This is a genomic window from Roseibacillus persicicus (assembly GCF_014651675.1).
Taxonomy (GTDB): Bacteria; Verrucomicrobiota; Verrucomicrobiia; order Verrucomicrobiales; family Akkermansiaceae; genus Roseibacillus; species Roseibacillus persicicus.
Genome location: NZ_BMXI01000001.1, coordinates 225,920 through 239,427, shown reverse-complemented (window position 1 = coordinate 239,427; position 13,508 = coordinate 225,920). Strand labels below are relative to the sequence as shown.

9 protein-coding genes are annotated in these 13,508 nt (G+C 55.3%); 3 read left to right on the top strand and 6 right to left on the bottom strand.

The features are described from left to right. The first annotated feature begins 66 nt into the window (after window positions 1–66). Together IE099_RS00900 and IE099_RS00895 are read left to right on the top strand one after the other, a co-directional pair. Window positions 67–966, top strand: a complete 900-nt coding sequence (locus tag IE099_RS00900) for a hypothetical protein (RefSeq protein WP_189566456.1) — start codon at window positions 67–69, stop codon at window positions 964–966. Between the two features lie 28 nt (window positions 967–994). Further along, the gene (locus IE099_RS00895) at window positions 995–1,522 is read left to right on the top strand and encodes a hypothetical protein (RefSeq protein WP_189566454.1); all 528 of its coding nucleotides are present in this window, start codon (window positions 995–997) and stop codon (window positions 1,520–1,522) included. Here IE099_RS00895 and lptB read toward each other — a convergent pair. The 6 genes from lptB to IE099_RS00865 form a co-directional block, all read right to left on the bottom strand. Continuing rightward, on the bottom strand, window positions 1,512–2,270 hold the full coding sequence (lptB, locus tag IE099_RS00890) for an LPS export ABC transporter ATP-binding protein (protein ID WP_189566452.1): 759 nt from the start codon (window positions 2,268–2,270) through the stop codon (window positions 1,512–1,514). The genes IE099_RS00895 and lptB overlap by 11 nt on opposite strands. Window positions 2,271–2,272: 2 nt before the next feature. Then, on the bottom strand, window positions 2,273–3,538 hold the full coding sequence (locus tag IE099_RS00885) for a hypothetical protein (RefSeq protein ID WP_189566450.1): 1,266 nt from the start codon (window positions 3,536–3,538) through the stop codon (window positions 2,273–2,275). Next, window positions 3,535–4,350, bottom strand: coding sequence for a 3-deoxy-8-phosphooctulonate synthase (kdsA, locus tag IE099_RS00880; protein WP_189566448.1), 816 nt, complete (start codon window positions 4,348–4,350; stop codon window positions 3,535–3,537). Before kdsA ends, IE099_RS00885 begins: the two co-directional genes overlap by 4 nt. Next, a complete protein-coding gene (locus IE099_RS00875) occupies window positions 4,347–4,628 on the bottom strand; it encodes a DUF1844 domain-containing protein (protein ID WP_189566446.1) in 282 nt (93 codons plus the stop codon). Before IE099_RS00875 ends, kdsA begins: the two co-directional genes overlap by 4 nt. A gap of 76 nt (window positions 4,629–4,704) precedes the next feature. Then, window positions 4,705–5,379, bottom strand: a complete 675-nt coding sequence (locus tag IE099_RS00870) for a hypothetical protein (RefSeq protein ID WP_189566444.1) — start codon at window positions 5,377–5,379, stop codon at window positions 4,705–4,707. A gap of 118 nt (window positions 5,380–5,497) precedes the next feature. Continuing rightward, window positions 5,498–10,066, bottom strand: a complete 4,569-nt coding sequence (locus tag IE099_RS00865; RefSeq protein ID WP_189566442.1) for a CotH kinase family protein — start codon at window positions 10,064–10,066, stop codon at window positions 5,498–5,500. Between the two features lie 224 nt (window positions 10,067–10,290). Here IE099_RS00865 and IE099_RS00860 point away from each other — a divergent pair, with 224 nt between their 5' ends. Continuing rightward, window positions 10,291–13,464: a discoidin domain-containing protein gene (locus IE099_RS00860; RefSeq protein WP_189566440.1), complete on the top strand. Its 3,174-nt coding sequence runs from the start codon at window positions 10,291–10,293 to the stop codon at window positions 13,462–13,464. The last annotated feature ends 44 nt before the right edge of the window (window positions 13,465–13,508 follow it).

Below are 13,508 nucleotides of genomic sequence, written 5' to 3'. Positions count from 1 at the left end.
CCCCGAGCTTAGGTCTTGGTGAATCACTTGGACTGTGCTAAATGCAAACGTAATCAGTTAATCAAGATGTCCCAAGGAAACAGTATTTTCTCAAGCCCCAATGGTTCCAATGGGGAAGCGCCAGCCAACCCCTTCGCCAGCCTTGGGTCTCAAAAGGCTGCCAGCCCCTTCGCTGCGGTTCCCCCGGCAGAAGCGGAATCACCCTTCGGCTTTGCTGCTGAAGAGACTCAGGAAAAGCCCCAAGCGCGGCTTCCAGAGCGTCGTTCGCAAGCTCCTCTCCCTGCCACCGAGGAGAATCCATTTCTTTCGGCCGCGACTGCCGCTCCTCAGGCGGAATCGACATCTCGTCCGGCAGCCGAGGCACCTGCCTCTCCATTCACCTCGGAAAGCTCTTTCGAGGCTCCAGCTCAAAAGGCGGAGGCTTTCTCCGCTCCTGCAACCCCAGCAGAGAATCCACTTTCCAGTCCCGCTCCCGAGCCAGCGGTTCGCTTGGAGTCCCAGCCCCAGCCCGCTGAGCAGTCAGCACGCCGGGAAGAGCCCGCACCTGCTTCTTTCGAGCAGTCCGGAGGCTCCACTCCCGCCGCGAGTGCTGGATTCTCCAGTGCACCAGCCCAATCGTCGTCTTCGGGTGGACATTCCACCCGTCAGCTTGAGCTCCGCGCCATCTTCGGGGTCGAAGGGGAAATGAGCCGGGATGAAATCTTGAAACGTGCCAAGGGGCTTCCCGGGATCCGCGAAGTAGCGGTTGTCGGGCCGGGCGAAATGTCTGCGATTCAGACCATTGGTGACGTGATGTCCCGCTTTGGCTACGGCACGGGTTCGTGGCAGATGACTTGCTCCGGCGGAGTGGTGGACTTTGTCACTTCGGAGTCGACCACCCTCTCCGTTTTGCGCGAGGGTCGTTATCCGGCTGGAGTCTGGGAAACCCTGATGATTGTCGCCCGCGAATTGGGCCGGCTCTCCTAATCGGGCGCTGACCTGAACCCCTTGCTCAATGGCGGTCCCTCTCAAGTTGGTTCTGTTTGGACCGACGGCGGAAGAAGTTTCTGCTTTGATTGAGGCTCTTGCGGGCCAATTTCAAAGCGACGTTGCGAAGGGAGAAGTGGCAGGAGCTTCCATTTATCGCTTCACCGTTCAGGGCGGGGAGTCAGCAGCCAGCTTCGCGCTCTATGCAGCTTCCCAAGAAAGCGATTTTCGAGGCGTCTTTGAGACCTTGGCGACCGGTGCAGATGGGTTGATCGCCCTGATTCCTGCCGACCTATCCCGAATTGAGGAAAGCCGGAGAACTCTCGGCCACTTGCATCGGGGGCTAACAGCCCTTCGGAACAAAAATGAGCAAGTGGCCTTTCTCTTGCAGTATCACTGGCCAGCGCAAGCCACGGGTCCCTCTGTGCCAGAGCTCGATCAAGCACTCGGAGTGAATCCAAATGCAGTACAGCGGGCATTCTCGCAAGAGGGGCAGCCCAATATGCGGGATGGCCTCCAAGCGATCCTGCAAGCGGTCGCGAAGTTCAAAGTTTGAATTCGTCGCCCAAGTAGAATTTGCGAGCTTCGGGGTCGTTGGCAATTTTTTCGGCCGAGCCTTCTAGAATCACCCGTCCGTCCACCAGGAGATAGGTGCGGTCCGTAATGTGAAGGGTCTCTCGAACATTGTGGTCGGTGATGAGGAGTGCCAAGCCATCTTCTTCCCGCAACTGGGTTATGATTTTTTGGATATCGGCAACCGCTCTCGGATCGACTCCGGAGAAGGGCTCGTCCAGGAGGAGGATGGTCGGGTCGGTGCAGAGAGCCCGCGCTATGGTCAGCCGTCGCTTTTCTCCACCGGACAGGGTGATGGCGAGAGATTTGCGAATGTTGGTGATTCCAAATCTCTCCATTAGGTTATCCGCCTTGTTCTTCCTTTCCTTCTTGGAAAGGCCTTTTTGGGCTTCCAAGACCGCCAAGAGGTTTTGCTCAACGGTGAGCTTGCGGAAGATGGATTCTTCTTGAGGGAGGTATCCGAGGCCGAGGCGGGCGCGGCGATGGATGGCGTAGCGGCTGACATCCTTGCCGTTGAGTTCCACCTTCCCTGCATCGGGTGGGACGAGACCGGCGACCATGTAGAAGGTCGTAGTCTTGCCCGCGCCATTGGGTCCTAACAGACCGACGATTTCGCCAGGTTCGACATGGAGGGCCACGTTCTCAACTACGGGGCGCTTGCCGTAGCATTTGCGCAGGCCGTTGACTTCCAGAATCGGCTTGGAGGTGGTGTCGGTGGGTTTTGGGGCCATGGCTATCTCTTATTAGGAAGCCCAATGGCACCCGCTTTCCAGCCAGTTTCGGAGGTCGAGGCTTTGAGGCCGTCGTCAGAGAATTCAATTCGGACGAAAGCGGTATCATCCTCGGCTTGGAGCTGCACTTCGAGCTTTTCCTTTTTGAACCAGAAGGTTGGCTTTCCGTCTTTTAGGATCAGCGTCTTGAGCTTGTCGTCGTAGAAGGCGGTCGCAGCGGAGGCCTCCACGGGGTTCCCATTCTTGTCCACTCCGCTGAAGTTAACGCCACCTGTTGCAACCAGGCTCTTGATATCGGTGATGTTCAGGGAGGGGTCTTTCTTATCTTCCCCTTCCTTAGCTTCTTCTTCGGGAGCGACAATGAAGAAGACTTTGATTTCCTTGTTCGCGGTGAGAGTAAACCGTTCTTCTTTGACGATGACATTGCGAAGGAGAACGAGGAGGTTTTCGTTCCCGTCGAAGAAGCAGCCCCCATCGCAGTTGATCGTGAGGTCCGGGTTGGGGAGGGGAGGCTTGGCTGCCTTGGCCGCATTGCCTTGGGGAGGGTTTTGAATCAGGAGATTGAGGGACTTGGACTCAACCTTTTCCGCGAAGTCTGTGAACTTTCCATCCGCGGCCTTGGACTCCTGTTCAATCTCAGTGATGCTTTGGGAGGTCTTTAGTTCGTCGGCCGTCACCTTTGGCTGGGTGGGGAGGGCGAGCTTTTCAATCCGAAGCAATTCTTCCTGGGTGGGCGGATTGATGATGGGTTCTGCGGCAATGAGTTGAGTCGCGGCCAAGAGGGCGAATGGGGCTGAATTCATGGTAGAGGCTTCAAGTTTGGCTTCCGGAAAGATGAGGCATTCGACGGGACCGAAGAGGAATCCACGTTGAGTATCGAGGTGAAAGACACCTCCGTTGCCCTTGAGGTGAAACTGAGGGCTGGTAGCGGTGATCTTTTCCTGCACGGTGAGGACCCCCGGCGTCATACGGTATCGGGCACGTTCCATATCGACTGCGATGCTGCCGCCGACTTGGTCAGTTTCCATCCGGAGCTTAATGCCCGTGCAGTCCACCATAATGGGCTGGTGGTCATTGACGGGGGGGCCGTCGGCAAGAATCTCCATCAAGTCTGCCTTCAAATAGGCGACCCGGTTACTGTTCTCATCGAACCGGGGGATGGTGACATCGCTGAGGGTGCTATTGAGTGGGAGCACCTCCAGAGTCGGGGATAGATCCGCTGCGGACGCTGCGGATATCGCAAGAAGAGCTAGAGAACGCAGTTTCAAGGTTTCAGGGCATTCTGGATCGCAACGAGCGAGGTCAGGACTTTTTCCAGCTGGTCCAAGGGGACTTGGTTCGGTCCGTCGGAGAAAGCGTTGGGTGGGTCTGCGTGGGTCTCCATGAAGATGCCATCGACTCCAGTTGCTACCGCGGCGCGGGCGAGAACAGGCGCGAGCTCGCCGTCACCGCCAGTGGTCTTCCCATCGCCGCCGGGACGTTGGACGGAGTGGGTGGCGTCGAAGATGACGGGCACCCCTTCCTGTCGCATCCAATAGAGGGAGCGCATGTCGGTCACCAGGTTGTTGTAGCCGAAGGTCGTTCCGCGCTCGGTCAGGGTGAACTTCTCGCAGCCAAAGTGGCGCATCTTTTCCACGATGTTTTTGCAGTCCCAGGGGGCGAGGAATTGGCCCTTCTTGATGTTCACTCCGCGTCCGGTTTTTGCCGCCGCTTCCAGCAGATCGGTCTGGCGACAGAGGAAGGCGGGGATTTGGAGAAAGTCGACGTGCTCGGCCGCAATTTCGGCATCTTCGGGAGTGTGGATATCGGTCGTCACGGGGACCCCGAGCTCTTTCCCGATTGCTCCCAAGAGAGCGCTGCCCGCCTTGGCGCCTGGTCCGCGATAGGAATCGGCGGCGGTGCGGTTGGCTTTGTCGTAAGACGCTTTAAAGAAGAAAGGGATGCCCAGGCGGTCGGCGATGACCTTGATGTCGCGCGCCATCTGCCAGGTAAATTCCTCTGATTCAATGGCACAGGGCCCGAGGATAAAAAAGAGGTCGTCGCCTCCGAGGGTCACGTCTTGGATTTGGAAAGTGTTCATTCTTCTTCGTCGTTGCCGAGTTCTCCTTTTTCCGCTGCGACCAATAGGGTCTCGATATTCGAGACGGCCTTATCGAGGAAATCCTTCTCCTCCTTCACCAGATTGCCCTTGGTCTTGTCTTGCAACATTTCCAAGGAATCCAGCACGCTCTGGGCAGCCCGGATATTGATGCCGGTTTGTCCAGTTGCTGGATTCGGAATTTTTCCTAAGAAAAGCCCCGCATTCTGTGCCTGAAAGAGCACAAAGTCCATAAATCGCTTGTCGAGAGTCTCTGCCATTCGTCCCGATACGATGGAGCCTCGCCCTTGTCCTGTCGAGCCGTCATTGTGCTGTGACGGGATCGTCGAATTGGGCTCAAATCCACTCCAATTCGTCTTCTTTATTGCGATAGAGAAGGCCAAGCAAGCGACCGTTGATCATCAGGGCCAGCATGCTCACGAAGGCAGCCACCAGGGCTCCAACGATGAAGATTTCACCCACAAGAGCGAGGAGGAAGCTTTGCAAAACGTAGACGGCAAACAGGATTCCCACGATGACCCAATACAGGCCGCCAGCCTTGAAGATGGAAGGAACCACAATGAGCGGGCTGAGTGCTCGGAAGGTGCCCAGAATACCCACCCCGAGAATGGCCATGGGAAAGTAGACGATGCCGACCCCCACTAGAGCCATCAGAAGGACGTAGGTCGCAGCCCCTCCGTCTGCGGTGAAGGCGAAGATGAGGGCGGGGGCAAAGCTGAAGAGAGCGACCGCCACGACCTTGATGAAGGGCAGAATCAAATCTTCCAAAAGGTCGGAAAGATTGGGGAAGCCCGGACAGTCGTCGGAGCCACTGGCGCTGGACACCATGATTTCGAAAAAGGTGGAGCAAAAGAATCCGGCCAAAACGAGCCAGGCGATGAGCCCGATAACTGGTAGGATGGAAGCGAGGTCCGAGGCAACCCCCAGAATGGCACCCCAAATCAGAATCATCCTTCCGTTCTCACGAAAAGGGTAGGCCAAGCCATCGCGTAGGATCTCCGTCGTTCGCATGGACGCAAAGCTGTCGGAGGGAAACCGAGATGACGAGTCTGAAATCCTGGTGCGAGGGTTTCTTTCCGCCCCTGTAGTTGAGAGAGCAGATTGATAGTTATTAGATTTTAGGATTCTGTTAGAAAAAATGGCTTACCCTGACGCGGGCAAACTGTTGCTGCTCGTTGGAGACGGGGTGTGGTGTCCGATAGGTCACGGTTTCACTTTTTGCGGAGTGAACGGTTGTTGAAACAAGAACTCCGGCGTCCGGCCAAAGTCGAAGGTCGGAGCCGAACTCGGGCTGGATGAGAACTCCTGGAACAGATGGATCCCGTGTGAAGGTGATGGTGAGGTATGGTTGAGTTTCGTCAGCCACCGCGATTTCTTCTATTGCGTGTGAGGGGAGAAGTTCGGGAGAGGGAACAAGTGGATTGCCACCCAAAGCGAGTTCGATGCAATTCGCCAAGCCATCGCCATCGGGATCAGCAGTGGGGCCCGAAGTGGAAGCATCGTTCAGTTGCTCAGGGGAAAAGTGGGTTGCAGTCCAAACTTGAAAGACGCTTTCGCCCGAGCCGGGAGTGCCTCCGGGAGCGCTCGCTCGCCAATTGTTGGCTTGGCTGTGGTCGGGGAGTGTGAAAGGGGATGTTAGCTCAAGGGATGAGCCCTCTCCATCGGGTGCAACGGGCCACGGGGATTGATCGTGGTAGCTAAAGTCTTGGACTAAAGTCGAGTTGGTTGCGGTGAGAACAATTCTTTCCCCTCCGTTGGAAAGTTTTGAACCGCCAGAGGCTTGTGAGGAGTCTCCCCAAGTCCCTGCGATGGGAAACCCCGTTCCGTAGCGAAGCTCGAAAGCCGCCCGATTGCGAACGACGAGAATGCAGTCGCCGGGGGCGAGTAGGACGATTTCTGAACCTGCGAAATCGAAGTCGAAGCACTCGCTAATCACAAGACCACTCAGATCGATGGTGTCGGTGGAAACATTGCGAAGCTCGAGAAACTCGAACTCGCTATCGTCAGTGAATCCCGCCAACTCCTCCTCATGGGTTGGGTTCGCGGGATGATACATAATCTCCGAGACCACCAGATTGGTCGAGCTGGCCGGCATGCCCACCACAAAGGTCGAAGTGACATCTCCGCTCCAGTTTCCATCGATGAGATTACGGGCTACAATGGTGGTAGTGTCGTCGATGATGATCTCTTCGCTCGTGGACTGAGCGTAGGTTCCCAAGAGTTCGGCTGAGATGAGCATGTCTGAACTTGTGCTACCCGTGTTGTTGGAATTCGGCGTGCCGTCATTGAGCGCGTGGATGGCGAGAATATTCTCTCCATCTAACAAGAGGTTCGCATAAGCGCTGAGGTCGAAGTCGATGAAGTTGATCGCCAGCGAATCGTCGTGGGAAGTCGTTGCAGCGGCATTCCAGCTCGGAGAGACAGAAGCATTGCGCGATAGCACGGGGGTGCCATTGAGGTAGGCTACAAAGCCATCATCATACTTCATCCGCAGAGTCAGCGAGGTATAGGAGCGCTCTTCAGCGACAAAAGGAACGCGGAGGTAGATGCTGGTGGGAGCCCCGTTTCCACTGTGAACAATAGTGGAAAGATGTGGAGTGTAGGTGCCGGCCCCCGACGACTCGTATCCTACTCCAAATTGTCCGCTCATCCACGAGGAGGAGTCGAAGTCAACTTGAGTCCATGAGCTTGGGCCCGGGGAGGGGGAAGTTGGGCGGAGCACTTGGACCTGAGCATTATTTTGGGTGAAGAAGCTTGTTTGAACCTCGCCGGATGAAGAAATTGCAAAGGCTCCGGGCCTGACTTGACCGCCGGGGAGTCGTGGATCTGTTCCGTCGAGGGTGAAATAGGTGGTGCCGACCGTCGAGCCCAAGTGAACCAGAGAACCGGCCGTGACCTGACCTCCAGCGGGAACACTGGGAGGGGAGGTGAACAGGGAGTCGATCCAGTCTGCTCTTTGCTGAACCCAATTCTTGAGATGATCGACCTCGCCCGTGTAGCCCGAGAATGGGGAGAGATGGCCGCCATTGGGGGCCGCTGTCGGCCAGCGTTGGGCGTTGCGGATCTGAGATTCACTGAGAGAGTTCGCCAGGGAATTGATGCGGCTTGTCAGAGAGAGAGCTGAGAACTCGTCGCGGCGCAACTCCTGCCACCGGTCAATCCAGTCTTGCATGAAGTCGGGGTCCTGGAACAACCGTCCCCAATAATCATATTCAAAGAACTCCGTCGTCTCGAAGGCTCCTTGCCAACCGACGGGATCGGCCGCGCGGTTGTCGTCATCGGGCCCCATGCTGCGGTCGAAATCCCAGATGGGGCCGAAGGCGATTTTCTCGCCACGTGGCTTGGTCAGGTAGGTGCTCAGTCGCAAGCCGTCGGGATCTTTGCTAAAGGCGACCATAATGTGGTGGTCGATTGATGCGGCAGCGTCCAGCCAAGCCCGATATCCGGTGGTGGGGTCTTGAAAGTCGGGCCCATACAGCACATTTTCCAAATCATCAAGGTAGCCCCGAATGTAGCTTGCCTGAGAAGGAGTGAGATTCTGCTCCTTGGGATAGACGTGGTTGAAATAGGGTTGCGGATTCGCGTTGGGAGGATCGAAGGGATGGCCCCGGGAGCTGCGAAAGCCCAGGTCCTCGGGGTCACGCCGATCAATGCTGAGGATATAACCTCCGGTCACTTCATCACCGTCATTGTCGGAAGGATTCAGTTTCTCAATGTCCACTCGTTCACGATTCCTGCTGATGCGCTCCATCAGAACGTAGACTCCCTGATAGTCGCTCTCTAACAGTTCTCCTCCATCGGTGTTGAGATACACTTCGCAGAATCGGGTGCCGGGTGCCCAAGCTCCAATCTCGTTGCTGAGTCCGAAGAGTAAGGCATTTCGGATCAACGTTCGGTCATAGTTGTAGGGCGCGTAGAGAATCCACTCATCGTGGCTGGAAAGGCCGAGTAGCCTGACGTCCTTCTCGTCCTCCGACCCGTCTTTCCAGATCTCGACGCGATAGTTTCCCTTCGGATTATTCAGCGTGGAAGAACCCCGCCGTTTGATTCCGCAGAGGTGGGACTCGATTGGTACGGAGGTGAGGTTTGTGCGGCCGGTCGTCTCATCAGGTTCGAAGAGGCTGAACTGAGTGGCTTGCAAACTGGCGGAGCTTGGGACGGCTCCCGCGTTGAAGTTTTCCAAAATCACTACTGGCAGATCCGAGGTGAATTCCGTGAGGTTTGAACTGAGTTTGAGAAAGGACTCGGCATTGACCTTCCCCGGAGCTCGTCCGGTTTCGAAGGTGCGGGCTTTGACCAAAGTGGATTCTGTTAGGGTGAAGGGGCCGGTATAGAGAGATGAGAGCTGGGTTGGGATTCGGCCATCGGTGGTGTAGCGGATCTCGGCAAGTGGCGAACTTGTCTGAAGGGAAACCTGAGTGGAACTGGCAAAGGTTCCCGGTGGAACCAGAAACTCTACCAATGCGCCGGGGGCTCCAGGTGGGGAGTCGTTCTGGGCCCGTGGAGTGGGGGTCGTGAAGTGGTCGAAACCAAGTCCTTCGGATGGCAGTCGTGCGCCATAGGAAGCATCCTCAAACATCGGAGGATAGGGTGCGAAGTCTTGGAGGACGAGATTTCCCGATTCAATGAGGGCAAGATACTCGCCTTCCTTTGCAAGCTTGAAGGAGGTGTGCCATTCTTCGCCGGAAATTGACCGGTTCTTTGAAGAGGCAAAAACCAAAAGATGCTCTTCGGGTTGGATGATTGCCTCGGTGGGAAACGGCCAGATTGAGGAGAGTGAAGGGTCGTCTGTTAGGGAGAATCCATTGAGAGAAAGAGCAAATGGATTCGGGTTGTAGATCTCGATCCAATCGGAGGGCTCGCCATCTTCATCCAATAGGCCTTTGTCAGAAGATGGGGCTGAGAGGAACTCGTTGATCATTGGGTTCAGCTCGGTCTCGTTCACGTAGAGAGTGACGGTTCGGATTGTGGTGCCGGCTTCCGAACTGGCGGAGAGAGTGTAGGAGGTTGTGGTTGTTGGAGAGACTGACAGGCTGCCGTTCAAGCTGTTGGCGAGCGTTTCGTTTTGGGAACTTAGGACGACCGTAGTGGCATCTCCGGTGGTCCAATGGATTGTGGCTGTCGTTCCGGTAGCGATGTTCAGGGCGTTTGGTGAGGAAATTGTCGCCGTGGAGAGAGTGAGGGTGGACGAAGGGATATCGCTGACCTGGTTCAAATTCCATTCATGGCTTGCATAGCGGTCCGTTGAGTAAATCTCAGAGCTTCCACTGCGATCATCCAGCAAAGTCCAGGTCTCTCCGTTCAAGCTTCCTTCGAGGAGCCAGCGAACAGGATCACGACTTGCGGCATCGTTGGCCGTGGTGAAGCCGAAATGGTCAATGGTGACCGGTGCGGGAAAATGAAAAATCAGGGCTTGCCGATTGAAGTCGAGCCATTTGGTTCCCGAGTCGAAATCGGTTAGGTTCGCCGGTCGTTCGTTGTCGGGATTGTTGCCTCCGGGGTTGGTGACCAAGGGAGTTTCTTCCAAAGGTCCATCTTCAGAATAGAAGGTGAAGTCCGCCAGTTGGACCATGCTCACTCCATTGTCGCGAAGCTGAAGGGGAACAAATCGGTAGTATTGAAATGTGACGTCGGCGCTGACTGAGCAGCAAAGCAATCCAAGGCAGGCGAGGCAAAAAGTAGTAATTCGGTTGGGCATCGGAGTATGGGTGGAGTGCCATTTTCTTCCCTAGTCTGGAAAGAAGCGCTAGAACGCCGGACGTTGTGGGGAGGCCTAACGCGGAATTATGGGAAACTTCCCGCTTTGCGTAAAGAGGGGGCGGCCCCCCTTTACGGGGGGTGGAGGAAGGGAGGGATTTTATGCAATTCCTGCCACTGGTAATCCTCAGCGATCTCTGGGGATGAGCTTAAAAATTCAAAACCATGAGAATCAAAAAAATTAGAAACTTTGCATCCTGCGCAGTTGTTTCTATCGGTCTTTCGCTCCTTGCGGGGACTGCTAGCGCGGCAACGGAAACTTATCAGTATTTTCGATTTACCCAGACCGCCTTGCGAGGAGGAGGAAGCGAAAATAGCATTCAGCTCTCAGAGTTTGAAATGCGCTTCGAAGGGGAAGCGCTAGCGGGAGCAGTCGCCACTAATCCGGGAGGGAATAGTCCCGCGGGAGAGCCACCCGCGAGCGCTGTCGATGGCGATGTGAATACCAAGTGGCTGGACTTTGCGAAAGCGCCATTGGTTCTGGATTTTGGCGCGCCAGTGACGGCTGATGGTTATCGTTTCGCCACGGCCAACGATGCCACTGAACGCGATCCCGTGAGTTGGACCCTTGAGGGGAGTAACGATAACTCCAGTTGGACTCTCATTCACGAACAGCTCGACAATCCGACCACGACTCTGCGGAAGGTATTCGACTATGAGTTTCTCTTTAGCAATCCACCTCGAATCTATCAGTTTGAGCGATTCTATCAGATTGTGTGGGACGGTCAGGAGGGAGAGATTGACTATGATGTGGAGGGCGCAACCAGCATCAATGTGCAACCCGACGTGGGGGAACTCACCGAGTTGGAATCCGACGTTCTCTACGTCACTCCGCCCGCCGACACCGATACGGTCTATACAATGACCGCAACGAACAGCAATGGAACCAGCACCGCATCCACCGTGATACGCAACGTGACCCAGACGGAGCGAACGTATCGCTATGTGCGGTTCACTCCCATCCGGCTGCGGGAGGATTTGCCCGGATATAATACCGCGAATAGTATTCAATTGACTGAGTTTGAGTTCTTGTTCGATGGTACACCGGTTATTCCCGTCTCGGCCACTAACCCGGGGGGGAATACTCCGGCGGAGCAGGGACCTGAAAATCTGATTGATGGCGATTTTACGAACAAGTGGCTGGACTTTAACAAGTCGAACGTAATTTTTGATTTTGGAGCTCCTACGAAAATTAATGGGTATCGACTTGTTACCGGGAACGATGCTCTTGAGCGCGATCCGACGGCATGGCTACTGGAAGCCAGTGATGACCAGACTAGCTGGGTGTTGATTGATGCGATTGTAAACTTGGCCTCAGACCCCTTGGTTGATTTCAACTATCTGCTTCCTGACCAACGGCAGACGGCATCTGATGAATTGCCGCTACCTTCCACGGTTTCCATCGGCGGAGCCAGCATCGGCAATTTTATCGCTAGTCCCAGGATTGTGGCAGATGGCACCAATGTGGATCTCTCATGGGTCACAGCTTTTGCTGATACTCTTGCAATTGATAATGGCGTGGGTGCAGTGACGGGTGATTCCGGAACGGTTTCCAGCCTGCCACCCCAGAATGCCGACACGACTTTTACCCTGACGGTAGACAACGTGTTGAATCAGCCTGCAACGGCTACATCATTTGTTCGGTCTGTTCCGCAGGTTACGGCAGAGTATCGTTACGTTCGTTTCTCTCCATTGCGTTTGGCTGAAGTTCTGCCTGATTATGGTGTCGCCAACAGCATTCAATTGTCAGAGTTCAGTTTCTACGATGATGGAACGCCTCTGGATTTGGCGGCGTTGGGGACGGAGGCAAGTAATCCGGGAGGGAACTATCCAGCGGCAGAGGGGCCGGCGCAACTGATCGATGGAGATGTCGGAACGAAGTGGTTGGACTTCAACAAACGTCCCGTCATTTTTGATTTCAAGTCTCCGCAAGAGTTCAACGGTTATCAATGGACGACGGCGAATGACTTCGCCAATCGGGACCCGGTAGCTTGGAGGTTGGATGGTAGTGTTGATGGGGTCACTTGGACCGTGATCGATTTGGTCGACAAAAACCGGAGCGAACCGAGTGAGGACCTCGCTCTTTTCCACGGCTTGTCCCGTCAAACGCCGACCCAGATTATTCCCATTCCGGACGGCTCTTCTCTGGGGGATATTCAACCTGACATCGATTACTTCATCGCAGATACGCTGCAACTGATTAGCGGGGAGCCGGTGCGCTTGACTTGGGTTTCGGACTTCGGGACGAGTGCGACTTTGAACGATGGCGCTGGTTCGGTTTCGGTAGGATTGTCTGACTCTATCTCCCTCTCTCCAACCGCGACTACGACTTACACATTGAGCGTGACCGGAGATGGAGGGGTGAGCGAAGCGCAGGTCACGATCAACGTGGTCACTCCCGAAAATACCGAGCTTTGCTATGAGAACTTCGACATCGCGGGGGATGAGATTCTCCTTCTGGGAAGCGCGGACATTGTAAATGATTCGATCAACGTCCCCAATCCGGGTGACTTCGATCGACTGAGGATTACGCCTATCGCGGGGAGTGTGGGAGGAACGGCCTGGTTCTTGAAAAAGGTCGGCACTTCCATCGGGTTTGATACTACCTTCGACCTCCATTTCCCATCGGGAGGAAATGGGGGGGCTGATGGAATGGCCTTCATCATCCAAAACAATCCCGAAGGGACCAGCCTGGCCCCTAACAGTGAGGGAGGGTTGCCATCGAATGCGCTTAACATCACCTTTGATTCCTTCCAAAACGAGGGGGAAGCCAGCTCGGCAGTTGTGAGGGTCACGGCCAATGGAGAGATACTGGCTCAAACGGATCTGACCACCTTGGGAGGCCTCGGGATTACGGACCTCACGCAAGAGAATGCTTCGACTCCCTATCGTGTTCAGATCGGTTACACCTCATCCGGATTGCTCGGTCTTTACCTCAATCAAACACCAGTGATCACCGATTTGGCGGTTGATTTGGCGGGGATAGGAGCCGTTGACGAAAGCGGAAAAGCCTATGTGGGATTCTCGGCTAGAACGGGAGGCCTTTTCGAAGCTCATGACGTCACCAGCTGGTGCTACGCGGAAGGAGAGCCGGTCTTCAAAGGGCCGATCATCATCGAAGATTTCGTCTTCGACCTGACGCCGGGATCGGAATCAGTGTCGCTGACCTGGACGTCTTCAGCTGGTGCGAGCTATCGTATCGTAGCGGCTGATTCTGATCTGTCGGACTTCACGGAGATATTGCAATCGGGGATCACGTCCGATGGTTCGTCGACTAGTCGTGCCGTTTCTTTCGTTCCGACAGGTTCGAAAAAGTTCGTTCGAGTAGAAGAAGAGTAATCTTTGCCCGGTCTTTCCAAACTATCACAGCCATCCCGCCGCAG

Coding starts and splice junctions, on each gene's coding strand:
- IE099_RS00895 (WP_189566454.1), top strand. CDS start 995: ATGGCGGTCCCTCTCAAGTTGGTTCTGTTTGGACCGACGGCGGAAGAA.
- IE099_RS00865 (WP_189566442.1), bottom strand. CDS start 10,066: ATGCCCAACCGAATTACTACTTTTTGCCTCGCCTGCCTTGGATTGCTT.
- IE099_RS00870 (WP_189566444.1), bottom strand. CDS start 5,379: ATGCGAACGACGGAGATCCTACGCGATGGCTTGGCCTACCCTTTTCGT.
- IE099_RS00875 (WP_189566446.1), bottom strand. CDS start 4,628: ATGGCAGAGACTCTCGACAAGCGATTTATGGACTTTGTGCTCTTTCAG.
- IE099_RS00900 (WP_189566456.1), top strand. CDS start 67: ATGTCCCAAGGAAACAGTATTTTCTCAAGCCCCAATGGTTCCAATGGG.
- lptB (WP_189566452.1), bottom strand. CDS start 2,270: ATGGCCCCAAAACCCACCGACACCACCTCCAAGCCGATTCTGGAAGTC.
- kdsA (WP_189566448.1), bottom strand. CDS start 4,350: ATGAACACTTTCCAAATCCAAGACGTGACCCTCGGAGGCGACGACCTC.
- IE099_RS00860 (WP_189566440.1), top strand. CDS start 10,291: ATGAGAATCAAAAAAATTAGAAACTTTGCATCCTGCGCAGTTGTTTCT.